General features: G+C 56.3%; 21 protein-coding genes. 12 read left to right on the plus strand and 9 right to left on the minus strand.

Annotation, left to right across the window (positions count from 1 at the left end):
- Positions 1-21: 21 nt before the first annotated feature.
- On the minus strand, positions 22-1,224 hold the full coding sequence (locus LH22_RS00195) for a pyridoxal phosphate-dependent aminotransferase (RefSeq protein ID WP_038643520.1): 1,203 nt from the start codon (positions 1,222-1,224) through the stop codon (positions 22-24).
- A 456-nt stretch (positions 1,225-1,680) separates the two neighbouring features.
- Between LH22_RS00195 and nac the strand changes: the two genes are divergently transcribed.
- From nac to LH22_RS00225, 6 genes are all read left to right on the plus strand, one after another.
- Positions 1,681-2,604: a nitrogen assimilation transcriptional regulator NAC gene (gene nac, locus LH22_RS00200; protein ID WP_034826712.1), complete on the plus strand. Its 924-nt coding sequence runs from the start codon at positions 1,681-1,683 to the stop codon at positions 2,602-2,604.
- 114 nt (positions 2,605-2,718) lie between these two features.
- Positions 2,719-3,135: an acetyl-CoA carboxylase biotin carboxyl carrier protein gene (locus LH22_RS00205; RefSeq protein ID WP_038643521.1), complete on the plus strand. Its 417-nt coding sequence runs from the start codon at positions 2,719-2,721 to the stop codon at positions 3,133-3,135.
- 131 nt (positions 3,136-3,266) lie between these two features.
- Positions 3,267-4,019: an SDR family oxidoreductase gene (locus LH22_RS00210; protein ID WP_038643522.1), complete on the plus strand. Its 753-nt coding sequence runs from the start codon at positions 3,267-3,269 to the stop codon at positions 4,017-4,019.
- A gap of 22 nt (positions 4,020-4,041) precedes the next feature.
- A complete protein-coding gene (locus tag LH22_RS00215) occupies positions 4,042-4,737 on the plus strand; it encodes an amino acid ABC transporter permease (RefSeq protein ID WP_038643523.1) in 696 nt (231 codons plus the stop codon).
- 5 nt (positions 4,738-4,742) lie between these two features.
- On the plus strand, positions 4,743-5,498 hold the full coding sequence (locus LH22_RS00220; RefSeq protein ID WP_038643525.1) for an amino acid ABC transporter permease: 756 nt from the start codon (positions 4,743-4,745) through the stop codon (positions 5,496-5,498).
- Positions 5,499-5,507: 9 nt separating this feature from the next.
- Complete coding sequence (locus LH22_RS00225; RefSeq protein WP_038643526.1) at positions 5,508-6,245, plus strand: amino acid ABC transporter ATP-binding protein; 738 nt, start codon at positions 5,508-5,510, stop codon at positions 6,243-6,245.
- Between the two features lie 69 nt (positions 6,246-6,314).
- Here LH22_RS00225 and LH22_RS00230 read toward each other — a convergent pair whose 3' ends face one another.
- The 3 genes from LH22_RS00230 to LH22_RS00240 all read right to left on the minus strand — a co-directional run bounded on the left by LH22_RS00230 (position 6,315) and on the right by LH22_RS00240 (position 9,698).
- Positions 6,315-7,484, minus strand: a complete 1,170-nt coding sequence (locus LH22_RS00230; protein WP_038643527.1) for a Gfo/Idh/MocA family protein — start codon at positions 7,482-7,484, stop codon at positions 6,315-6,317.
- A 10-nt stretch (positions 7,485-7,494) separates the two neighbouring features.
- The gene (locus LH22_RS00235; RefSeq protein WP_038643529.1) at positions 7,495-8,418 is read right to left on the minus strand and encodes a TIM barrel protein; all 924 of its coding nucleotides are present in this window, start codon (positions 8,416-8,418) and stop codon (positions 7,495-7,497) included.
- Positions 8,419-8,672: 254 nt separating this feature from the next.
- Positions 8,673-9,698 carry a LacI family DNA-binding transcriptional regulator gene (locus LH22_RS00240; protein ID WP_038643531.1) on the minus strand — a complete coding sequence of 342 codons (1,026 nt, stop codon included), beginning with the start codon at positions 9,696-9,698 and terminating at the stop codon, positions 8,673-8,675.
- Between the two features lie 333 nt (positions 9,699-10,031).
- Between LH22_RS00240 and LH22_RS00245 the strand changes: the two genes are divergently transcribed.
- Positions 10,032-11,069, plus strand: coding sequence for a Gfo/Idh/MocA family protein (locus tag LH22_RS00245; RefSeq protein ID WP_038643532.1), 1,038 nt, complete (start codon positions 10,032-10,034; stop codon positions 11,067-11,069).
- Between the two features lie 16 nt (positions 11,070-11,085).
- The gene (locus LH22_RS00250) at positions 11,086-11,967 is read left to right on the plus strand and encodes a sugar phosphate isomerase/epimerase family protein (protein WP_038643533.1); all 882 of its coding nucleotides are present in this window, start codon (positions 11,086-11,088) and stop codon (positions 11,965-11,967) included.
- Between the two features lie 139 nt (positions 11,968-12,106).
- Here LH22_RS00250 and LH22_RS00255 read toward each other — a convergent pair whose 3' ends face one another.
- Complete coding sequence (locus tag LH22_RS00255) at positions 12,107-13,117, minus strand: Gfo/Idh/MocA family oxidoreductase (protein WP_038643535.1); 1,011 nt, start codon at positions 13,115-13,117, stop codon at positions 12,107-12,109.
- Positions 13,118-13,217: 100 nt separating this feature from the next.
- Here LH22_RS00255 and LH22_RS00260 point away from each other — a divergent pair, with 100 nt between their 5' ends.
- The 3 genes from LH22_RS00260 to LH22_RS00270 all read left to right on the plus strand — a co-directional run bounded on the left by LH22_RS00260 (position 13,218) and on the right by LH22_RS00270 (position 15,511).
- The gene (locus LH22_RS00260; protein ID WP_038643537.1) at positions 13,218-14,237 is read left to right on the plus strand and encodes a LacI family DNA-binding transcriptional regulator; all 1,020 of its coding nucleotides are present in this window, start codon (positions 13,218-13,220) and stop codon (positions 14,235-14,237) included.
- 102 nt (positions 14,238-14,339) lie between these two features.
- Positions 14,340-15,221: a glutathione-dependent disulfide-bond oxidoreductase gene (yghU, locus tag LH22_RS00265; protein WP_038643540.1), complete on the plus strand. Its 882-nt coding sequence runs from the start codon at positions 14,340-14,342 to the stop codon at positions 15,219-15,221.
- Positions 15,221-15,511: a DUF1330 domain-containing protein gene (locus LH22_RS00270; protein ID WP_038643541.1), complete on the plus strand. Its 291-nt coding sequence runs from the start codon at positions 15,221-15,223 to the stop codon at positions 15,509-15,511. Before yghU ends, LH22_RS00270 begins: the two co-directional genes overlap by 1 nt.
- Positions 15,512-15,588: 77 nt before the next feature.
- Here LH22_RS00270 and LH22_RS00275 read toward each other — a convergent pair whose 3' ends face one another.
- The 4 genes from LH22_RS00275 to LH22_RS00290 form a co-directional block, all read right to left on the minus strand.
- Entirely contained in the window at positions 15,589-17,040 is a 1,452-nt protein-coding gene (locus LH22_RS00275) for a methyl-accepting chemotaxis protein (RefSeq protein ID WP_038643542.1), read from the minus strand.
- 208 nt (positions 17,041-17,248) lie between these two features.
- Positions 17,249-18,163, minus strand: a complete 915-nt coding sequence (locus LH22_RS00280) for a substrate-binding domain-containing protein (RefSeq protein WP_038643543.1) — start codon at positions 18,161-18,163, stop codon at positions 17,249-17,251.
- 73 nt (positions 18,164-18,236) lie between these two features.
- Positions 18,237-19,016 (minus strand): TIM barrel protein, encoded by a 780-nt coding sequence (locus LH22_RS00285; protein WP_034826749.1) that lies wholly within the window; start codon positions 19,014-19,016, stop codon positions 18,237-18,239.
- Entirely contained in the window at positions 19,016-20,035 is a 1,020-nt protein-coding gene (locus tag LH22_RS00290; RefSeq protein WP_038643545.1) for a Gfo/Idh/MocA family oxidoreductase, read from the minus strand. The genes LH22_RS00285 and LH22_RS00290 overlap by 1 nt, the downstream gene beginning before the upstream one ends.
- Before the next feature lie 196 nt (positions 20,036-20,231).
- On the opposite strand from LH22_RS00290, the gene LH22_RS00295 reads away from it, so the two are divergent.
- Positions 20,232-22,190, plus strand: a complete 1,959-nt coding sequence (locus tag LH22_RS00295) for a sigma-54-dependent Fis family transcriptional regulator (RefSeq protein WP_038643549.1) — start codon at positions 20,232-20,234, stop codon at positions 22,188-22,190.
- Positions 22,191-22,263: the final 73 nt, after the last annotated feature.

Below are 22,263 nucleotides of genomic sequence, written 5' to 3' on the forward strand. Positions count from 1 at the left end.
AGCCATTTTCTCGTTTTCCGCTTAACGGCAGCCAGCGCAGAACGCCGCGATGCGATCGCAGCCGGTCTCTAAGCGTTCCATGCTGGTGGCATAGGACAAACGGAAGTACGGGCTCATACCATAAGCCGCACCCTGTACGGTGACGACGTGCTGCTCTTCAATCAGCGCCAGCACAAAATCGGCATCGTTGCTGATGAAGCGCCCCCCCGCACTGGTCTTGCCGATCAATCCTTCAATATTCACAAACAGATAAAACGCGCCTTCTGGCTTATGGCAGCGCAGACCATCAATCGAGGTCAGACGCTCCAGCACGTAATCACGGCGTTCACGGTAAATGCGTGCACGCTCCTGCAACAGATCCTGTGGGCCTTCCAGCACCGCTACCGCCGCCGCCTGCGTCAGGGTACAGACGCCACCGCTGTTCTGGGTGTTCACGTTGCTCATGGCTTTAATCAGCGGTGCAGGACCGCCGCAGAAGCCCAAACGCCAGCCGGTCATCGAATAAGCTTTCGACACACCGTTCACCGTCAGCACGCGGTCATACAAGCGTGGCTCAACCTGCGCGAGGGTATAAAAACGCACATCGTCGTAGATCAGATGCTCATAGATATCATCCGTCATAATCCACACCTGCGGATGACGCAACAGCACATCGCCCAGCGCCAGTAGCTCGGCTTTGCTGGCCACTGAACCGGTTGGGTTGCTCGGATAGTTCATCAGCAGCCATTTGGTTTTGTCAGTGATCGCCGCATCCAGATCCGCTGGCAGCGGTTTAAAGCCGTTCTCCTGCGCACACGGCAGCGGTACTGGAACGCCACCAGCAAATTTCACGATATCGGCATAGCTGATCCATGACGGCGTGGGGATCACCACTTCGTCGCCCGGATTGATGGTCGCCATGATGGCGTTAAAGATGATCTGCTTCGCGCCACCCGCCGTGAGAATCTGGCTCACGTCATACTCCAGCTGGTTGTCCCGCTTGAATTTCAGCTGGATGGCTTTGCGCAGCGCAGGCGTACCGTCGGTCGGTGGATAGCGCGTATCGCCCGCGCGTGCAGCAGCGTAGGCGGCTTCAATCGCATGTTCCGGCGTGGGGAAATCCGGTTCGCCGGTAGAAAGTGCTACCACATCAACGCCCTGCGCCGCGAGATCGCGCGCTTTTTGGGTCATGGCAACGGAGGCGGAAACGGTCACATTCTTTAATCGATCGGCTATCTCGGGCATGGTCAATCCTGGGTTCGGGGGGTGTCAGTTTTCCCTGAGCATAGGATTAGGGCCGAAGCCACGGATAATAGTGCTTTGTTGTGGTGATATAACACAAAGCGATGACTGGACCGACTGCACACTTCTGCCATAAAGGCAGCAGATTGACTCAGAATTGCGCGACAGGTCACGCCCGCACGCCTGACGGGATGTTAATAAAGTGTTACTTTCTTTCCCGAGTCACATCTCGAACCCACGATTTTCCTTGCCCGTCATTGGCAATGCTGATGGGTCAACTGCACTCATTCGGTGCAGCGCTGCATTTTTCAACACCCGCCATGCCGGCGGCTCACTAGCTCAGCACCAGCCTCAGGAGGCCCGGTAGCCGTAACCTCCTGTCTGAGTTCAATAACGAAAGCTTATCCTGGCATCAACTTTGCTTGAGGAGGATATGCGTTCTGTTTGAGGGAAGTGCCCATGAATCTTCGTCGCCTGAAGTACTTTGTTAAAATTGTTGACGTCGGTAGCCTGACGCAAGCTGCCGATATCCTGCATATTGCCCAACCTGCGTTAAGCCAACAGCTGGCCACGCTGGAAGGTGAAGTGAATCAACAACTGTTGATTCGCACCAAACGCGGCGTCACGCCCACCGAAGCCGGGAAAACACTCTATTCCCATGCACAGTCCATTTTGCGCCAGTGCGAACAGGCGCAAAGTGCGATTGATCTGGTTGGTGCAGCGCTAAGCGGCAGCGTCTCGGTCGGGCTGGCACCGGGCACTGCGGCGCAAAACCTGGCGCTGCCGCTGATGATGGAAGTGCAGCAACAACATCCTGGCATCGTGCTCTATTTTAACGAAAACTTCGGCACCACCCTGAGCGAGCTGATCATGAACGGCCGCATGGATATGGCGGTGATTTACGATCATCGCACCATCCATGGCCTGCGCTTCATGCCGCTGATGAAAGAGGATTTGTGCTTCGTTTGCCCGTTCAGCCTGGCGAAACCAGTGAAAGAGATCCCACTGTCGCAGGTCGCGCAATATGATCTTTTCCTGCCACGTATCTACAACATCATGCGCAAAGTGCTGGATGACGCCTTCGTGCAGAACAATCTGCAGTACCGCGTGAAGTGCGAAATTGAGTCGCAAACCACCCTGAATGCGGCACTGAGTGCCGGCCTGGGTACCACCATCATGCCGGAATCTGCCGCACGCGCGATGCTGAAAAATGGCGATACCTGGATGGCGAAGATCATCGAGCCGGATGTGCAGGCCTCACTGTCGTTCTGCATGTCAGATCATCTGCCGCTGTCCCAGCCTGCTGAAGCAGTGAAATCGATTCTGCTGTCGCTGATGTCGCGCCGCAACGTGGAGAATCATCCACTGACCCTCGTGGGATAAGACCCGCTTATCACCGCAAAGCGAAACCCTCTTACTGCCCGTCTGACGAACGCGCTAGATTGATTCGGTCTGTTGCCCGCTGCGGCGGGCGTGTTTCGCTTTGACGGGAACCCCATGGAAAAAACTGCGATACCGCTGCCGACGCTGCGTGCGTTGGCGCGCAAGATGCAACGATCCGGCCTCAATAGTCTGGTGTTAGAGGGCAAACAGTGGTCGGTGCGTCTGACGTTTGCCCCGCCCTCTTTCACATCCCCCACGATGATCCCTACGGAGGCGTGTCCGCCCGTGACGCATCGCATTGGCGCGCCGCTACCCGGCACGTTGCTGCGTCGCCATCCACACAGCCAGCAAGATTTTGTCCAGCCGGGGCAGCAAGTTGAACCTCAGGATCTGCTGGCGATGGTGCAGGTTGGCCCACTGTACGTGCCGGTGCTCAGCCCCTGCAAAGGGCGGGTGCAGCCATTATCTCCTGAAACACGTTCCGTGGTTGAATACGACGAAGAAATCCTTATTATTCAATCGGATAATTAATTATCGATCCGGTTATAAGGGGCTCTTATCGCCTCAAAGTTTTTATGTCTTATGCCCTTGCGGCATAACTGCATAAAGTCAAAAAAGACCCAATACGCCGGAGACACCCCTGGCGAAACGAGGAAACACAAATGCCATTTTCAGATTACAAAACCGCGCTGGTGACCGGCGCATCAGCTGGCATGGGCGAAGCGATTGTTGAGCGCCTGTGCAAAGAAGGGATCACCGTGCACGCGGTGGCGCGTCGCAAGGAACAGCTGGCCGCGCTGGCCGATCGCACCGGCTGCATCCCGCATGCCGTGGATGTCAGCGACGTTAATGCGCTGACTGCGCTGTGCAAAGATCTGGAGATCGATATCCTGGTCAACAATGCAGGTCTCTCTCATCCTGGTTCGATTCTTGAGGCAGACGAAAACGTGGTGGAGACACAAGTGGATGTCAACCTGCGTGCTGTGCTGCACCTGTGCCGCTTGCTGGTACCGGGCATGATGGCGCGTGATCGTGGCCACGTATTCAACATCACCTCGATTGCCGCCATCTACAACTTCAACGGCAACTCGGTGTATCACGCCACCAAAGCCGGGGTACATGCCCTGTCACGCCAGCTGCGCGTGGACTGCTATGGCAAACGTGTGCGCATCACCGAAATCTGCCCAGGTCGTGTGGCCACCGACATCTTTGGCAACGTTTCAGGCGATCACGAGGACGCACGCCGCCGCTTTATCGATGGCTTCGAACTGCCGCAGGCCAAAGATATTGCAGACTGCGTGGCCTTTGCGCTGTCGGCTCCGGTCGCCGTCAACATCGGTAACATCGAAATTACCCCGACGCTGCAGGTGCCGGGCGGTCTTTCCACTATGCGACCGGGCGACCGCACCGCGTAATACCGTACGATGAGGTAACTGTATGGCACTTGATTTCAGCAGTGTGATAACCGGCCATTACGGCCAGATGATCGTTGACGGAACGGTGGTCACCCTTGAACTGGCGTTGGGTGCCTGGCTGCTGGCGATGGTTCTCGCCCTGCTATTGGTGGTGGTGCGCCTGACGGAGAATCGACTTGCCGTTGGGCTGGTCAAGGCGTACGTCTCCTATCACCGCAATGTGCCAACACTGATTCAGTTGATGATGTGGTACTTCGCGATCCCCACACTGCTGCCGGAATCGCTGCAGATGATGATCGTTGACTACAACGCCGAGTTTTTATTTTCTCTTATCGCGCTCGGGCTGTGTCAGGCCGCCTACTTCTCTGAAGATATCCGCAGCGGCCTGCGCGCTATTCCCGATGGGCAAAACGAAGCCGCCCGCGCGCTTGGCATGAGCTATGTACGCGCCATGCGCTCGGTGATATTGCCGCAGGGTGTGCGCAATGCGCTGCCATCTGTGGTCAATCACACCGTGCTGCTGTTCAAAAACACCAGTCTGGCGATGGTGATTGGCGTGGCAGACCTCACCTATGTGACGCGTGATATCGAGAACCAAACCTTCCGTACCTTCGAATCCTACTTAGTGGCTACCGTGGGTTACCTGTTCTTCTCCCTGCTGCTGATGGGCTTGGGCGCGCTGCTGGCCCGCCGCTTCCAGCGCGTTTACGCGAGGTAATGGCGATGTTAGAGATCTTCACCATTTTGCATGACAACGGCATGCTGCTGTTAATGGGCCAGTACCCTAACGGTCCGCTGGGCGGCGTCCTCTGTACGCTTTTGATCTCCGTGCTGGCCGTGTTGCTGGCTTTCCCCATCGGCGTGTTGCTTGGGCTGGCACGTTTGTCGCCGTGGCGCTGGCTGAGCTGGCCCGCCACCTGTTGGGTGTATCTGCTGCGCGGCATTCCGCTGATGATGGTGGTGTTCTGGACCTACTTCTGCGTCCCGTTGCTGATTGGCCACAACATCAGCGGCTTCGCCACCATGCTGTGTACGCTGGTGATTTATGAGAGCGCCTACATCGCTGAGATCGTGCGTGGCGGCATTCAGGCGCTGCCGCACGGCCAGTATGAAGCGTCACGTGCGCTGGGGATGAGCCACCTGAAAACCCTGCGTTTAGTGATTCTGCCGCAGGCGCTGTTCAACACCTTGCCGAGCCTGGTGAGCCAGTTGGTTTCCATCATCAAAGACTCCACGCTGGGCTACGTGATCAACGTGCCGGAGCTGACCTTTGCCGCTAATCAGGTCAGCAATCAACTGCTGACCAAACCGTTCCAGGTGTTCGCTATTGTGGCGCTGAGTTACTACATCATCTGCTTCAGCCTCACCTGGCTCGCTAACAAACTTGAAGCGCATATTGCGCAGAAACGTCGCCAACCGCCGCAGGCTAATCCCAGCGTTGCACCCGCGGTGATGCTGACTAAAACCTCTTCGCAATAAGGAACCACAATGACCCCGATGATCATGTTTAACCAGGTCAACAAATGGTACGGCGCGTATCAGGCACTGACCGACCTGAGTGCCGAAATCAATACCGGCGAAGTGGTGGTGGTGTGCGGTCCGTCTGGATCGGGAAAATCCACTTTGATCCGCACCGTTAATCGTCTGGAACCCATTGATAATGGCCAGATCGTATTTGATGGCACCGACATTCATGGCAGCAGTACACGCCTCAACCATCTACGTACTCGCATTGGGTTCGTGTTTCAGAGCTTCAACCTGTTCCCCCACGTCTCGGTGGCAGAGAACATCATGATGTCACCGATGAAAGTATTGGGCGTGAAGCGTGCCGAAGCGCGTAAACAGGCGGGTGAGTTGCTGGAGCGCGTTGGCCTATCACACAAAGCGGACGCCTATCCGGCGCAGTTGTCTGGCGGCCAGCAGCAGCGCGTGGCGATTGCCCGTGCGCTGGCAATGAAGCCGCCGGTGATGCTGTTTGATGAACCGACCTCGGCACTCGATCCTGAAATGGTCGGTGAAGTATTATCGGTGATGCGCAGCCTGGCGCAGGAAGGGATGACGATGATGTGCGTGACGCACGAGATGAATTTCGCGCGTGAAGTGGCGGACACCATCTGGTTTATGGATCAGGGGCAAATTCTGGAGAAATCGACGCCAGAGAAGTTCTTCACCCAACCACAGCACCCGCGCGCCCAGCGCTTCCTGAGCGATTTACGCTCGCATTGATATCAAAGGGCAGGATACCCGAGGCGGCGCAATGTCATGCGCCGCCGTCAGCATCGAGGTCGTTTCAGGTTAGCAATCCACCCACACCGCACCGGCATCCGCTGACTTCACGCACTGCTCAACCCAACGCACGCCCATCAATCCGGCATGCACATCGGGATACCAGAAGTCGGCGAGAAATGCCTCATCACCGCGATCGGTGGCATCCATCGCCAGCGCAAAACGACGATAGAGATTTGACCAGGCTTCAAACAGCCCTTCCGGGTGACCACCGCCAATACGGTCATCGGCCAGCGCACTTTTATGCAGATAGCCCATACCGCGTTCCAGAATCTGCACCGGCTCGCCCTGCACTTCATAACGCAACTGGTTCGGCTGCTCGTCCCACCACTCCAGACTGGCCTTTTCACCAATCACCCGTACTTTTTGGCCGTGCATCGAGCCGCAGTTTACCGCCGAGGCCCACATGGTCCCGACGGCGCCGTTGTCGTACTCCATCATCACAAAAGCATTATCTTCCAGCGGCGCACGGGTTTTCACGAAACTCTGGCGGCTGCACAGCAGACGTTTCACCTGCAGTTTCGGCACCATGGTTTCCGCGATAAACAATGGATGGGTCGCCAGATCGCCCAGTACATAGCTGGGGCCGACAAAGCGTGGATCGACGCGCCACTTGGTGCTTTCGTTCTGCAACTCCACCGCTTCGTTATGGAAGCCGTGCGCGAACTGCATATTGATAATGCGAATCTCGCCAAGCAACCCCTCCGCGATCATCTCGCGCGCCTGATGAATCAGCTGATGGCCGGCATAACCGTAAGTCACGCCGATGATCTTCTTCTTCTCGACACAGAGTTTTTCCAGCTCGTCCGCTTCTTCGGTGGTGAAGCACAGTGGCTTCTCACACACCACATGCAGACCGGCATTCAGCGCCGCACGACAGATGGTGAAGTGGGTATTGTTCGGTGTGGCGATGGAAACGGCTTCGATGCCGTCTGCACGCGCCGCTTCCGCCGCAAACATCGTTTCGTAATCCGGATAGCAGCGATCCGCATCGACGCCCAGCGATACGCCAAACGCACGACCTCGTTCAGCGTTAAGATCAAATGCGCCCGCCTGCAACACGAAATTGCCATCACGCAGTGCCGCAGAACGATGGATATAGCCAATCTGGCTGGTACCGCCGCCGCCCACCATGCCCCAGCGCAGTGAACGATCCAGAGCTTTAATGCCGTTAATCATGATGTTCTCCTCAGAATCCGACCGATTGCAGGTAGTGAAGGCTGGCGGTAACGTCGCGCAGGCTGGTGTCGGCGTTGCGCGGATCGCGCTCCTGCTCGATAGTGATCCAGCCCTGATAATTGCGCTCAGCGAGGAACGCCCGCACCGCCGGATAATCAATCGCGCCTTTGCCAATCGGGCACATTACCCCTTCGGCACAGGCAGCAAAGAAGTCCACGCCACGCGCAATCACATCGCGCCAGACCGCGTCATTCACATCTTTGAAGTGCAGGTAATCGATGCGATCCCAGTAACGGCTCAGATAGGGGATCGGATCCATACCGGAGTAGTAGAGATGCCCGGTGTCGAGGCACAAACCGGCCACCCCGTGCGGAATGTCCTGCACTAACTGCTCCAGTTCGTCGGCAAACTCAATGCAGCCGCCCGCATGCGGGTGGATCACCGCACGCACGCCATATTCATCGCGAGCAATCTGGCTCAGCGTGGTGATGTGCTGCATCATGCGCTGCCACTCTTCGCCAGAGAGTCGCGGCGCTTTGTCAGACTGCCCGGCAAATCTGGCACGCTCAGGATTACCGAAATCAATGATCACCAGGTAAGGCGCGGGAAAATTGTCCGCGTGGGTTTTCTCTGCGGTAGGGACCTGCGACAGGTTGCGACAGATGTTGTGTGTCAGTTCTACCATCGCCGGGAAGTTGGCCTCACTGACCAGATCGTCAAAGATCGTGCCCGCCACTAGCGAAAGCTGATGTGCTTCCAGCTGATGGCGCAATTCGGCCGCGTTGGTTGGAAGATAAGTCCATGGACCCAGCTCAATACTTTTGTAGCCCGCCTGAGCCGCTTCCGACAGGACTTTCTGCCAGGGTGGCAGGAAAGGGTTTTTAGGATCGTCGACACCCCAGCTGCAGGGCGCATTAGCAATGTGAATCGTCATGATCGTTCCTTGCGGTGTTGGATAGCGCAAGTATCAAATAAACATTTCACTCACAGCAATCATGAAACATTCATTTTTTGATAGCGATCATGTTATTTTTCATCATTAAAATGATAGATAATTTATCAAAACCATAACTGGCGCCACTTTCAGGCCAACCACTTAAGTGCTGCCGACGTATTGCCGGTCAGCCAGCCCGAGAGCGAATCAGTCTGCCGCTTCTCATCGCGTCGCCAGATTTCGGTGCTTTGAGGCTAAAGATTCTCACGCGTGATGATCTCAAACGGCAGCGTGACCTGAGAGAAATGCGCACCTGATTCGACAGTTTGTTGAGTCGTGCGGACAAATTGCCGCACCATTTCCTCAATTTCATGGCGAATCATCACGGTGATCGTGCCGTCAATCAGTGCCAGCTCGCCCTCTTTCACCGGACCGTGGCAAATTAACGCCACCTTGCGCTGCGGCTGCTGGCGTAAGGCATGAATCACGCCTTCAATACCGCCGCAGGGCGCGTAGATTAAGGCGAGATCGGCATGCTCTTCCAGCAACTGACGTGTCGCGTGATAGCCGCCATCAATCGACTCATGAGTTTTCAGCGGCTCTAATACGCGTCGAGTGCTGTCCTGCTCGCGCAGATAGGAGCGGAAGCTGATTTCGCAACTCTCCTGACAGGTAAAACGATGGTCGCCCACCAGCACGCCCACCGATCCCGGCTGATGCAACAGATGCGAGGCCACCCAGCCAGCAGTGCGTCCGGCCTTCTGATTATCCAGCCCGAAATAGCCCGCATGTCCACAGGGCGAGAAGTTGGAGAACAGTGCATAAACCCGCACGCCCTGGCGTGAGATCTGTTCGATGGCGTGGCGGATCAGTGGGTGATCCAGCGCGACTAAGCCAATCACGTCCACCTCTTGCGCCAGCTTATGCAGCGAGGCCACCACAGCCGCAACATCATCAATGTCATGCCAGTAAAACCGTGGTTCACTGCCTGCGGGATGCAACGGCTGTGTCTGTTGCCGCAGGGCATCCGTCAGCGAGTGATAGAACGAATACGATTTTGATAGCAGCACAAACCCCATGCGAAGCGCCACGCGCGCGGAGTGCGCCTCAGCACTGAACGGGGCAACCGGCGCCATGCGATAACCCAGTCGGTTGGCGGCTTCCAATACTTTCTGCTCGGTGGCCGCACGCACCGGTGCCCGGCGATTCAATACCCGATCCACCGTGGCGACACCGACGCCAGCCGCATCCGCGATGGCGTTCATGGTGATTTTGCTCATCAACACATTCCAGTTTGATAGTTAGTTATCAAAAATAATGCCCGAATCAGAATGGAAATGCGAAATCATTGCGGAAGAAATCGTCATCAAATCGCAAGGCCTGATAGAGAATCTCTCAGTAATTTGATCGCCCTCGCAAAAATGAAATGATCCATTTCATTAAATTACCTGGCGGAATAAATGTTTGATATTTTTCTGTTCGATGACTGAGGTGAAGAGTGATGGATTTGCATCAGTAAATAAATAGAGGCGGCGGTCGCGCCTTTCTATAGTGAAAGCGATCTGCCTTATCGGCTCCCGGCACATGAACGACTCAATAATAACGGAGATGATATGTTCCCTCAGACCCTACCTGCACCTCGCCGTCACCCTGAAAACCAGATTCCCGCGCTGCGCTGGGGCATTGTTGGACCCGGTTGGATCGCCGACCACTTTGCCAACGCGCTGCGTCATCACACTCAGCAGCAGTTGGTCGCCGTGTCGTCACGCAGCCTGGAGAAAGCGCAAGCCTTTGCCAGCAAATGGGATATCCCGCACGCCGTTGAAGGCCTCGACGCCCTGCTCAGCCGCCAGGACATTGATGTGGTGTATATCGCCACACCGCACAATCATCACTTTCCCGACGGGCTGCGCACGCTGCAAGCGGGCAAGCATGTGTTGATTGAAAAACCGTTAGCGCTCAATGCACAGCAGGCGTTGCAGCTACAGCAGGAAGCGCACAAACAACAACGTTTGTGCGTAGAGGCGATGTGGTGCGATTTTGCGCCGAAGTACGATGTGATCCGTCAATTGCTGGCCGATGGCGCATTAGGTGAGGTTCATACTCTCATCGCCGATCATGGCGAATACTTCACGCAGGATCACCGCATTTTCAATCTGGATCTGGCGGGTGGTCCGATGCTGGATCTTGGCAGCTATTTGATCGGCTTCAGCGTGTTGGTCGGCGGTGCGCCAGGCAGCATTGTGGCGAAAGGCCAGCCGGCACCGGTCGGCGTGAATGGGCAAACGTCGATGCTGCTCACTCACGGCAACGGCATGCACTCGGTGCTCAACACCACGCTGTTCAGCAACACACCGGGCACCGCCGTCATCGCCGGCAGTGATGCCACGCTCTATCTCGACGGCCAGTTCTACGCGCCGGGCAATTTCCGTCTTACCTCCAGCGATGGCCGCCATACGCTGCGCTGGGAAGAACCGAACAACCGCTATATTCAGCTCTGTCATGAAATCGAACATACCGCCTGGTGTATTCATCAGGGGCTGTCTGACTCACCTGTCCGTCCGCTGGCCACCTCACTGGCCACGCTGCAAGCCATGGATGAAGTCAGAAAGCAGATCGGTGTGGTGTTTAATGAAGAGCGCACCGCTTAACGATCAGGAGAACAATATGAAAATCGCTTTTGATGTGGATGTCATCAGAGATATGGGCATCACGCGCATGGTGCATCAGGTGGCGGAATGGGGCTACAAGTACATCGAACAATCGCCCCATCCACAGATCAATCCGTTCTATAAACACCCGAAGGCCAGCCGGGAAATCATGCGTGAGTACAAAAATGCGCTGAATGCGACGGGCGTAGAAATCTCTTCGTTTATCACGGTTTATCGCTGGTCTGGCCCGGACGAGTTGCGTCGCCAGGCGGCGGTAAAGAACTGGAAACGCATGATTGAAATCGCTGTTGAGATGGGGGTGCAGGTGATCAATACCGAACTCTCAGGCAATCCTAACGAGCCGGAAATCTGTGAAGAGATGTTCTATCGCTCAATGGATGAGTTATTACCGATTATCGAACGTGAAGGCATCCGCGTCGAAATTCAGGCACATCCCTGGGATTTCTGCGAACAAAGCAACGAAACGGCGGATATCGTGAAATCGTTCCGCAGCGATAACGTTAAATACATCTATAGCGCGCCGCACACCTTCTATTACGACAAAGGCGTGGGCGATGTGAAAAACATGCTGCATTACGCGGGCGACGATCTGTCGCATATGTTGATTGCCGATACCATGAACCACACCAAGCACTGCCGCTATATCGTCAACCCACCGGGTGTCGATGCGACCATTCATCAGCACGTTGCCGTGGGTGAAGGTGAAGTGAACTTCGATGCGCTGTTTGAAGCGCTGCGTGAGATGGATTTCGCCAACCGCACCTACAAAGTCGGCGGTGAGTCGATTATCTCGGCGGCGCTGTTTGGCTATCCGGAAAAGATGAAGTATCAGGCAGTGGAAACGCGTGAATTGATTGAGCGTGAACTGCTGAAATAGACCCGCCCCACGGCTCCTTCCCCCTCTCTCATCGCGAGAGGGGGAATAAATCGTGCCCGCGCTCAACCCATGAGCTGAATGGAAGACTCTCTCCACCGACAAGCACTCCCGCCTGCGGGAGTGCGTTGGGGTAGCGGCATTAGATTGCCACTTTCTCCACTTCTGTAAATTCACCCCGCGTCAGCGATAACTGTGCCGCCTCGGCAATCGCCTGCGCGCGCAGACCGTCGATCAATCCCGGCAGCCCTTCGATCTTTTCTCCGCCGATATGGCGCACAAATGCATCCAGATGGGTGTAGTACGTCTCTTTGACCCGGCTAAACCAGTCGGGATACAAGCCGGGCTGAGTGATCCCTTTCCCCTGATACAGCGTGGCACCGCGCGCTGACTGGCTCTCTGAAGCCAGCATCCCTTCACTGCCCATCACGCTGATGCGTTCGTCGTAGCCGTAAGCCGTGCGGCGCGTGTTATCCAATTGCGCCAGCGCGCCCTGCTGCATGCGCATGATCAGCACCGAAGTATCGACATCAAAATCACGGATCTCCGGCATCGCCAGTGCGGCACCAAGTGCGCCAACAGTGCTGACTTCATCTTCTGTCAGCCAGCGCAACAGGTCGAAAAAGTGGATCGCCTGATCGCGCATCTGACCGCCGGAAGCTTGCAGATAGCTGATCGGTGGCAATTCTGACGCGCGGCAGACCATCTGAATCAGTTCAGTGCGGCCAATCAGCCCTTGTTTGAGCTGTGATTTAAGTTGCTGATGGCTCAGATCAAAACGGCGGTTAAAGCCAACGGTAACAGGAACCTGCACCGGAGAGATCTTCTCCACCACCTCACGCGCACGCTGCAACGACAAATCAATCGGTTTCTCGCAATACACCGCTTTGCCCGCCAGCACCGCCTGCTCCAGCAGTTCAGCATGGGTTGGTGTGGCGCTGGCGATCAGCACCGCGTCGATGGCATCACTGTTTAACGCTTGCTGCACGCTGGCCGCTTTTGCGCCATAGCGCTGTGCCACCGCTTCGGCACGAGCCGCATCAATGTCACACACCAGCGCCAACTCCACACCAGGATGCGCCGCCAGGTTTGCGGCGTGCACCTGGCCGATAAATCCATTGCCAATCAAGGCAAAACGTTGCGGGGTCCGCATTTTAACGCTCCTTTTGTTCACACTTCGGAATTGCCGATGTTGTCAAAATAGCGCTTTCTGGCAGGCTAGCTGAACGCGGTTTTTGATGGAATTACCTCAGATGAAAGCACTGACGCTGGCGGAGTTGGCGAAGCAAGTAGGCGTGGGCGTGGCCACGGTTGATCGGGTATTAAACGATCGCGGTGGTGTGTCCCCGGCGATGACTAAAAAAATCCTGCAGGCGGCGCGGGATGCGGGTTTGAAGCGTATTTTGCCAGAGGAGCATCGCCATAGCTGGCAGATTGAAGTCCTGCTTAGCGGCAACGGTTCGTTCTTCTTTCAGCAACTGGCACAGGACTTCGCCCGACTGGCTGATGAACTGGGCTATCGTCGCCTGCGCCTGCATCGCACGCTGATCCCGGAAAACGCCCCCGAGAAGTTGGCCGCGCACATTGCTGCCAGCAGTAAAAAGATGGATGCACTCATTGTTTTCGCCCACGAAAATCCGCTGATTTATGATGCCTTAGCGGCGTGTCAGGCGCGCGGCGTACCGGTGATCACTATGGTGACGGACCTGCCCAATGCGGCACGCCTGTGTCATGTCGGTATCGATCAATATAAAGCCGGACGCACCGCTGGATTGATGCTCGGCAGCATGATCAATGCACCGGGCGATGTGGTGCTGGTGAGTGGCCGCGCCGATTACTCAGCGCATCGTCAGCGCATTGAAGGTTTTCAAGCCGTGCTGGCGGAGCGTTTTCCGCAGCTGCGTCTGCGGGAAATTCTTGCCGGGCAGGATGAACGCGATCGCATCAGCCGTCTGCTGGAGAAAACCCTGGCCGGATCGCAAAACATCGTCGGACTCTACAACACCGGGCTCGGCAACACGCAGATCCACGAAGCGCTGGCGCGCCATCGGCTCGGCGGCAAAGTGGTGTACGTCACTCACGAGCTGTATGCCACCACCCGCCAGCTTTTCGAGAAGCGCGTGCTGACGCTGACACTCGATCAAAACACCCTGCGCCATGCTCAGTTGGCGTTGACCTTGTTGCTAAAACATCTTGAAGAGGGTGAACAGCCTGACACCTACCAGTCCGGCAAAGTGGACTTTATGCTGTTTACGCAAGAGAACTTCTCATAATCACACTTTGCATCTCACCGCCAGCGCGGTTAAATCGCCTTCATCTGTCGCTGCTACACTCAGTAGCAGCAAAAAACGCAATCACAACAAGGCGAAATCACTATGTCGGAAAATCAGTATCAGCCCGCGAAAGTCTGGACCTGGGACCCGGAAGCCAAAGGTAACGGCGCGAAAACTAACCGTCCGTTCGCCGGGCCGACGCATGAGAAGACCCTGCCGGTGGGCAAACATCCGCTGCAGCTCTATTCCCTCGGTACACCAAACGGCCAGAAGGTCACCATCCTGCTGGAAGAATTGCTGGCCGTCGGGGCTAAAGAAGCCGAATACGATGCCTGGCTGATTCGCATCGGTGATGGCGATCAGTTCTCCAGCGGTTTCGTTGACGTTAACCCGAACTCCAAGATTCCGGCACTGAGTGACCACTCAGTGACGCCACCGCTGCGCGTGTTCGAATCAGGCAACATCCTGCTGTATCTGGCCGAGAAATTTGGTCACTTCATCCCGGCGGATATCGCAGGCCGTACCGAGACCCTGAACTGGCTGTTCTGGCTGCAGGGTTCTGCGCCTTATCTTGGCGGCGGCTACGGTCACTTCTATTTCTACGCGCCAGAAAAAATCGAGTACGCCGTCAACCGCTTCACGCTGGAAGCCAAGCGTCAGCTGGATGTGCTGGATCGCCAGCTCGCCAACAACCGCTTCCTCGCCGGTGAGGAGTACACCATCGCCGATATCGCGACCTGGCCGTGGTACGGCAATCTGGTGCTGAACAACATCTATGGCGGCGGCGAGTTCCTTGATGTGCAGTCGTACAAAAACGTGGTGCGCTGGGCTAAAGAGATCGCTGAGCGTCCAGCGGTGATCCGTGGCCGTAAAGTGAATAAAGCCTTTGGTGCTGAACCGCAGGATCAACTGCTGGAGCGCCACGATGCTTCTGATTTCGATACCAACACCGAAGACAAGCGTCAGGCGCGAGGAGAGCAGTAATGGCCGCTTATGTGGTGATGATTAAAGACGAAACGCTGGATAAAGATGAGCTGGCAACCTACGCGCAGAAAGCCGGTGAAGCACGCGGCGATCATCAGATTACGCCGCTGGCGTTTTATGGCGATCTCGACGTGCTGGAAGGCCGTGATGCGGAAGGCGTAGTGGTGCTGGAATTTGCGGATATTGATGCAGCAAAAGCCTGGTATCACAGCCCGGCGTATCAGGAAGCAAAAGCCCACCGGGTTAAAGGCGCGAACTATCGCGTGTTGCTGGTTAAGGGTGTTGCCTGATCGGCTAAAAGGGACGCACCTCGGTGCGCCCTATCAGCCAGAGTGGTCGTGATCTGCACGTTGCCTCTCGCCGATTTTCAATCCAATTTGAATAGCGCAATTGCCTGCTGTAATCGGTTAGCCTGCTGTTGCTGCTGATGCGCCACCTGCAAGGTTTCCGCCACGTGCTGAACGTTGTGATGCACGCTGTGATCGATGCTATTAATGCTTTGCTGAATCTGCTCGATGCTCAAATTCTGCTGTTCGCTCATCTCTGATAACTCGGTCACCAGCTGTGCCAGCCCGCTGATGCTGCTGTGAATCTCGCGCATGGTTTGTGCCGCGTGCTCAATCTGCACCGTGCCATGCTCGATGCTCAACGTGCTGGCATCCATCAGTTGGCGAATTTCGCGGGCAGCATTCTCGCTGCGCATCGCCAGGTTGCGCACTTCACTTGCCACCACGGCAAAACCACGCCCCTGACTGCCAGCGCGCGCCGCTTCGACTGAGGCGTTCAGTGACAGAATATTGGTCTGGAAAGCGATGCCGTCGATCAATTCCAAAATCACTTTCACCCGCTGCGACTCTGCACTGATTTTCGCCATTGAGCCCTTCGCCGACTGGATATTTTCCTCTCCATGCGTGGCCACCGCCCGTGCATCCCGCGCTAACTCGCTTGCACTCTGTGCTTTGTCACGCGTTAAGCTGGCAGCAATGCTGATTTCTGTCATCGCACTGGCCGCCACTTCCAGTGCCTGCGCCTGTTCATCGGTGCGGGTCGACAGTTCAGCGTTGCGTTGCAATATGCTTTCAGACTCCGTCAACAAGGCGCTCACGCCGAGGCTCACCTGATGAAGCGTGCCATGCATGGTGCCCAACGTGGTACTGAAAGTGCGGGCGAACGGGCTTTCACTCTGCTGGCTATCCGCATTCAGCGTCAGATACCCGGCCTGTTGGTTGATCTGTGAGGCCAGTTCCGCGACTTCACTCGCGGAACGTGCATCGGCGGCCATCTGACGCGCAATCACCAGTAAGATGGCGGTCTGCGCCACAACAAAAAGTGCATGAAACACCACCATGTCCCAGCCCGGATGATGGAACACCACCACGCCGAACAGGTCGTTTTCCTGCAGATAATTAAACAGGATGTGATGCGTGGCCGCGGCTGCTGCCCCCATGATCAGTGGGCGGATATCGCGCCACGCCAGTAGCACCGACATCAATACAAATACCGAGAAGTGATATTCGGTTTCACCGTCGCCGAGTTGAATCAGTAAACCTGCCCAGCCGATCAGCAAGGCTGAGAGCACCAGCCTTGAAGTCAGCGTTCCGCGCAGGACGGTGCCAAAGAAGGTCGACAGCAGTGCTAACGCCAGACCGGCCATCAACGCCACGGATAAGCCGTCATTCATCCATCCTACGCCAAGCGCAATCGGCCACAATCCCCAGTTAAGGATCACCGCAAGGCTGTCTGCGCGCTGTGCAATACGTCGCAGCGAAACCATCTCCACCGGCGCGGCGTCCGGGCCTGACAAGGGCGTTGCGATCATGACAATTTTCCACACCAGAGGTTGATTAAGATGCCCAACAATGAAGGGCCAAACGATCAGACTGAGTGGTGAAATTATCGGCGTGTTAATGGGAAAGTTTAGGACCGTTAATAATTGAAAGGAAAGGATGTGAGCAGGTTCACTTGAATGCGATGATTCCTCGGGAAGCACAGGCGCAACGTCGTGCGCCTGTGCCGTATCGCTCAACTCACTTCGCAGCAAACTGCGCGTAGTTCTCCGGAGTAATGGTCTGATACGGTATCCAGTTGTATTCCTTCACTTTCTGTTTATCCAGCAGTGCCTTCGTCACCTGCACCGCGCCGGTTGCCTGGCCTTTAGCATCCTGGAAAATGGTCAGCGTCATCTTGCCGTTTTTAACAAACTGCTGGCCATCGGGCGTGCCATCAATTCCCGCCACCAGAATCTTTTCATTTTTCGCCTGGCTGAGCGCCATGATGGCACCAATCGCCATTTCGTCATTATTAGCGGCAATCGCATCGATCGGGCGCTGATTCAACAGCCAGCTCGACACCACATCCACCGCCTCGTTGCGCTGCCACTTGGCGGTCTGCTTCTCAATCACCTTCATGTCTTTGTATTTGGCGATCACCGCTTCGACCGCACGGGTGCGCTCGCGCGCCTCTTCATTGGACAGGGCGCCCATCAGAATCGCCACATTGCCTTTGTAATTCATTTTCTTCGCTAACGCTTCCATCTGCATCTCACCGCCTAATGCGGAGTCAGAACCGACATAGGCCATGTCACCCGGCAGTTTCACTTCTGGCTTACGGTTGACGAAAATCAGCGGGATATTGGCGTTCTTCGCTGCGTTGATCATCGGCAACACACCCTGGGTATCCACCGGATTAAGAATGATGGCATCCACGCCCTGGTTGATGAAATCATCCACCTGCTGCACTTGCAGTGCCACATCCCCTTTGGCATCCACAAACTGGCCGTCAAGCTGATTGGCTTTTAACTCTACCTGCATCTGCGTACGCAGAATCGAGACAAAGTTAAGGTCGAAGTTAGCCAGCGCAACGCCGACGGTGAAGGTTTTCGCACTGACGCTTAAACTCAGCAGCAGCGAGCACAGACAAAGCACGATGTTTCGGATGTTCATGAGGTGATTCCTGTAGGTTGAGGTTTTATTGTTATGACGCCGGGCAACAGGCAAATACCCGGCGGTAAAACGCTTAGATCGTGAAGTGATCGCGGAACTGCTCAAGCGCGGCCGTACTGTCACCACTGGCCCAGCCCTCCATCGCCACCGTGCCGCTGTAACCCACTTCCTGCAGCGCACGTGCGATCGCGCGATAGTTGATTTCACCCGTTCCCGGCTGCTGGCGACCCGGTACGTCCGCCACCTGAACTTCGCCAATGGCGGAACCGCTACGGCGAATCAGCTCAATCAAATTGCCCTCGCCAATCTGCGCATGGTAAAGGTCGAGATTCATCTTCAGCGCCGGGCTGTTGACCGCTTCCACCAGCGCCAGGGTATCGGCGGCCAGCGCGAACGGGGTGCCAGGATGATCGACCGGTAGATTGAGGTTTTCGAGGGTGAACACCCGCCCGGCGCGCTCGCCAAGTTGCGCCACTTTACGCAGCGTATCGACCGCTTTCAGCCACATCGCACCGGTGACCACTTCCACGGGTTTGACCGGCAAGCCTTTGTCATCCAGCCCGGTACCGTGCAGATTTAGCCCTGGGCAGTTAAGCCGTTCAGCCACCGCCAGCGAGGCTTCGGCACTCTGCAGCAGCTGTTGGATCTCATCGTCGTCGGTGAGATTGCCGGTGAGATAACCGGTCATGGAGGTGAATCGCGCACCTGTCGCGACCAGCGCATCAATGTCTTTATTGGCCCATCCCCAGATTTCGACCCCAAACCCCAGCGCGTGAATGCGTTTCACACGCTCAACGAAAGGCAGATCGAGGAACACCATTTCGGCACAAACCGAGAGTTGATAAGCAGCCATTAGCGTGCTCCCACTTTGACAGGCAGGTTGAGGGTGACCGATTCAATGCAGGCCAGCGCAATTTCCAACGCATTGCGTGCATCTTCGCCGGTGGCGCGCGGTGTTTCGCCAGTGCGGATGCAGCGGGCAAACTCGATCATCTCCGCCACATAGGCTTCGCGCAGCAGATCGGAATCCATACGCGAAGTCTCCATGCTGATACCACTCGCGCTGTAGCGCACGCAGTTGGAAGAGGTGATGTGGCCCGCCTGCAGCATCCCTTTACTGCCAAACACCTCGCCGCGCACGTCGTAGCCGTACACCGCCTGGAAGTTGGCCTCTGCGATGGCAATCGCTCCGTTATCAAAACGAATCGTCACCACCGAGGTATCCAGCAAGCCTTTATCTTTGAAGTCCGGACGCACCAGCGCATCGGCGATGGCATACACTTCCACCGGCTTCGCCCCATGATTGAAGTGCAGCAGGGTGTCGAAATCGTGGATCAGCGTTTCGAGATAAATGGTCCACTGCGGGATGCGTGACGGATCGTGCAGCGCCGGATCGCGTGTCACAGAACGACTTAACTGCGTAATGCCGTTCTCGCCTGCCTTCACTGCCGCTATCGCCGCGGCAAAACCCGCATCGAAACGGCGATTGAAGCCCACCTGCAACACCACTCCCGCGCTTATGGCGGCCGCAATCGCCCGGTCAGCTTCCTCCAGCGTGACCGCCATTGGCTTCTCACAAAATACGTGCTTACCGGCATTCGCTGCGGCAATCACCCACTCGGCATGGGTGCGAGCGGGTGCCGCAATCGCAATCGCATCAATCTCCGGATCCCGCAACAGTGCGTGCAAATCGCTGTAGGCTTTCGCGACACCGAGCTTGCTGGCAAGTTTTTCTGCAGCACCGGGCTGCGGATCGGCGACTGCCGCCAACGTGGCACCGGGTACGCGATACGCCAGATTTTCGGCGTGGAAGCTGCCCATTCGTCCTGCGCCAATCAAACCCACACGAACCGGTTGAAGATGAAATGTCATAATCATTCCTTACTGTTTTGGATATGTCCGTTCGGGACAGAGGAGATAGGCATTTCATTGCAATTCAGATGCCAACTGAAAAACGGGGAATTGTGTGAGGCACTACACAGCCTTGCGCCTTAGATTGCACATAAACTTTACATGTCAACTTCACATGTTAATAAAATGGACATTCCAGATTAGTCAGGAGCCGCTGATGCGCACCAGCGAACGTCTACCGTTTAAAGATGAAAGCGATCCCATCTTCAGCCTGCCGGAAGGGTCTGAAGCGGGCGAGTGGGATACCCTGCTCTGGCAGGGCTGGCACAGCTTTGTCAGGGGTGAACAACCGGGCTGGATGCGCCGCAGTATTTTGCAGTCATGGCAACGTTCGCAGCAGCGTGCCATCGATCCCCACACCTTCGTCTACACTTCGCCACCGGCGGATGAGCTGGCGGCCATCCTTGCGCACAATGCTGAGCTGATTGTGGTGGCGCGTAACGTGATGGAAAATCTGCTGGCCTACAACCCGGATGGCCATATCAACCTCACCGACGCGCAAGGTGTCACGCTGCATTTTTGCGGCGCTGATTTGACGCCGATCGGTAGCATCCTGAGCGAAGAGGTGCTCGGCACCAACTGCACAGCTCGTTGCCTGATTGAGCAACGGCTGGTGTATGTGTTGAGCGGGGAAAACTGGAAGATCGATCTGCGTAAGCGCCACTACCAGTGCGCCGCCGCGCCGATTCGGGATGCCAGCGGCCAACTGCTCGGCGTGCTCACACTCACCGCCACACCGGATAACTTCAATGCGCACACGCTGGGCACGGTGCAGGCCGCTGCGGAAGCGGTGGGACAACAATTAATGTTGCGCAGTTTGCTGGCGGAACAGCAGTCGATCCTGGAAACCCTGAATGAGGGCGTGATCGTCTGCGATCGCCACGGACGGATCAAAACGTTAAACCGCTATGCGCGGCAGATCTTCAGTGGTCTCGATCCTCAGGCCGGGCCGATTGATGTGTTACTGCAACCCCAGGGAGGAGCGCTGCTGACCATGCCATTCTGTAATGACCGTGAGTTGCAGTTTATCCCGGATGGCGTGCAGCCCCTCTCCTGCCTGATTTCATTAATGCCCGCACCCGATGGTGGCCGCGTGCTGTCACTGCGCGAGAACCAGCGCATCCGCGCGATTACGCGGCAGGTAATGGGCGTCAGCGCCAGTTATACCTTTGAGATGATTCGCGGCCACGCGCCGCGCGTGCAGCAGGCCATTCAGAAGGCGCGTGCTAGCAGCCGCACCGATAGCACCGTGCTGTTAAGCGGTGAAAGCGGCACCGGCAAGGAGCTGTTCGCGCAGGCGATCCATAACGCCAGTCCACGGCATCAGGAGCCCTTTATCGCTCTCAACTGCGGCGCACTGCCGCGTGACCTGGTGCAAAGTGAGCTGTTTGGCTATGTCGATGGCGCATTCACCGGTTCCCGGCGCGGCGGCTCCGCAGGAAAATTCGAGCTGGCGGATGGCGGCACGCTGTTTTTGGATGAAATTGGCGAAATGCCGCTGGAGGCGCAAACCAGCCTGCTGCGCGTATTACAAGAGAGTGAAGTGGTGCGTATCGGCGCCGCGCATCCGCTCAAGGTCAATGTGCGCATCATTGCCGCCACGCACTGTAATCTGCTGGATGCCGTAGAGAAAGGCGCCTTTCGCCGCGACCTGTATTACCGTCTTAACGTGATTTCATTAGCCATTCCGCCGTTGCGAGAACGTCAGGAAGATATTCCAGGTCTGGTGAATACGTTTATTCAGGCGCTTTGTACCCGATTGAAACGCATCGCGCCGCAGGTGTCGTCTGAAGCCATGCACTGCTTACAGGCGTGGCACTGGCCGGGCAACGTACGTGAACTGGAGAACCTGGTTGAACGCATGGTGAATTTGTGTGAAGGGCTGGAGATTGGCAAACCGGATTTGCCGGAAGAGATGACGCAGCGCGTCCCGCCACCACAATCCAGCGTTTTAACATCACTGCAGGAAAATGAGCGCCAGCATGTATTGCAGGTAGTGAGTGAGCAGAAAGGCAACCTGCGTCAGTCGGCACAGCAACTGGGGATTTCACGGACCGCGCTGTATAACAAACTGAATATCTGGCAGGTGGATGTCATGGCATTGCGAGGGAAATAGGTTAAAACAGTGCATGTGCTTCCCTTAACCCACCCGCTCTCGTGCCAACACTCCCTGAATCCTGGGCGGGATT

This window comes from Pantoea rwandensis (genome assembly GCF_000759475.1).
In the GTDB taxonomy this organism is placed as follows: Bacteria; Pseudomonadota; Gammaproteobacteria; order Enterobacterales; family Enterobacteriaceae; genus Pantoea; species Pantoea rwandensis_B.

Excerpts from the sequence above, each read along its gene's own strand:
- LH22_RS00195 (WP_038643520.1), bottom strand. The coding sequence starts at position 1,224 with ATGCCCGAGATAGCCGATCGATTAAAGAATGTGACCGTTTCCGCCTCC.
- nac (WP_034826712.1), top strand. The coding sequence starts at position 1,681 with ATGAATCTTCGTCGCCTGAAGTACTTTGTTAAAATTGTTGACGTCGGT.
- LH22_RS00205 (WP_038643521.1), top strand. The coding sequence starts at position 2,719 with ATGGAAAAAACTGCGATACCGCTGCCGACGCTGCGTGCGTTGGCGCGC.
- LH22_RS00210 (WP_038643522.1), top strand. The coding sequence starts at position 3,267 with ATGCCATTTTCAGATTACAAAACCGCGCTGGTGACCGGCGCATCAGCT.
- LH22_RS00215 (WP_038643523.1), top strand. The coding sequence starts at position 4,042 with ATGGCACTTGATTTCAGCAGTGTGATAACCGGCCATTACGGCCAGATG.
- LH22_RS00220 (WP_038643525.1), top strand. The coding sequence starts at position 4,743 with ATGTTAGAGATCTTCACCATTTTGCATGACAACGGCATGCTGCTGTTA.
- LH22_RS00225 (WP_038643526.1), top strand. The coding sequence starts at position 5,508 with ATGACCCCGATGATCATGTTTAACCAGGTCAACAAATGGTACGGCGCG.
- LH22_RS00230 (WP_038643527.1), bottom strand. The coding sequence starts at position 7,484 with ATGATTAACGGCATTAAAGCTCTGGATCGTTCACTGCGCTGGGGCATG.
- LH22_RS00235 (WP_038643529.1), bottom strand. The coding sequence starts at position 8,418 with ATGACGATTCACATTGCTAATGCGCCCTGCAGCTGGGGTGTCGACGAT.
- LH22_RS00240 (WP_038643531.1), bottom strand. The coding sequence starts at position 9,698 with ATGAGCAAAATCACCATGAACGCCATCGCGGATGCGGCTGGCGTCGGT.
- LH22_RS00245 (WP_038643532.1), top strand. The coding sequence starts at position 10,032 with ATGTTCCCTCAGACCCTACCTGCACCTCGCCGTCACCCTGAAAACCAG.
- LH22_RS00250 (WP_038643533.1), top strand. The coding sequence starts at position 11,086 with ATGAAAATCGCTTTTGATGTGGATGTCATCAGAGATATGGGCATCACG.
- LH22_RS00255 (WP_038643535.1), bottom strand. The coding sequence starts at position 13,117 with ATGCGGACCCCGCAACGTTTTGCCTTGATTGGCAATGGATTTATCGGC.
- LH22_RS00260 (WP_038643537.1), top strand. The coding sequence starts at position 13,218 with ATGAAAGCACTGACGCTGGCGGAGTTGGCGAAGCAAGTAGGCGTGGGC.
- yghU (WP_038643540.1), top strand. The coding sequence starts at position 14,340 with ATGTCGGAAAATCAGTATCAGCCCGCGAAAGTCTGGACCTGGGACCCG.
- LH22_RS00270 (WP_038643541.1), top strand. The coding sequence starts at position 15,221 with ATGGCCGCTTATGTGGTGATGATTAAAGACGAAACGCTGGATAAAGAT.
- LH22_RS00275 (WP_038643542.1), bottom strand. The coding sequence starts at position 17,040 with ATGATCGCAACGCCCTTGTCAGGCCCGGACGCCGCGCCGGTGGAGATG.
- LH22_RS00280 (WP_038643543.1), bottom strand. The coding sequence starts at position 18,163 with ATGAACATCCGAAACATCGTGCTTTGTCTGTGCTCGCTGCTGCTGAGT.
- LH22_RS00285 (WP_034826749.1), bottom strand. The coding sequence starts at position 19,016 with ATGGCTGCTTATCAACTCTCGGTTTGTGCCGAAATGGTGTTCCTCGAT.
- LH22_RS00290 (WP_038643545.1), bottom strand. The coding sequence starts at position 20,035 with ATGACATTTCATCTTCAACCGGTTCGTGTGGGTTTGATTGGCGCAGGA.
- LH22_RS00295 (WP_038643549.1), top strand. The coding sequence starts at position 20,232 with ATGCGCACCAGCGAACGTCTACCGTTTAAAGATGAAAGCGATCCCATC.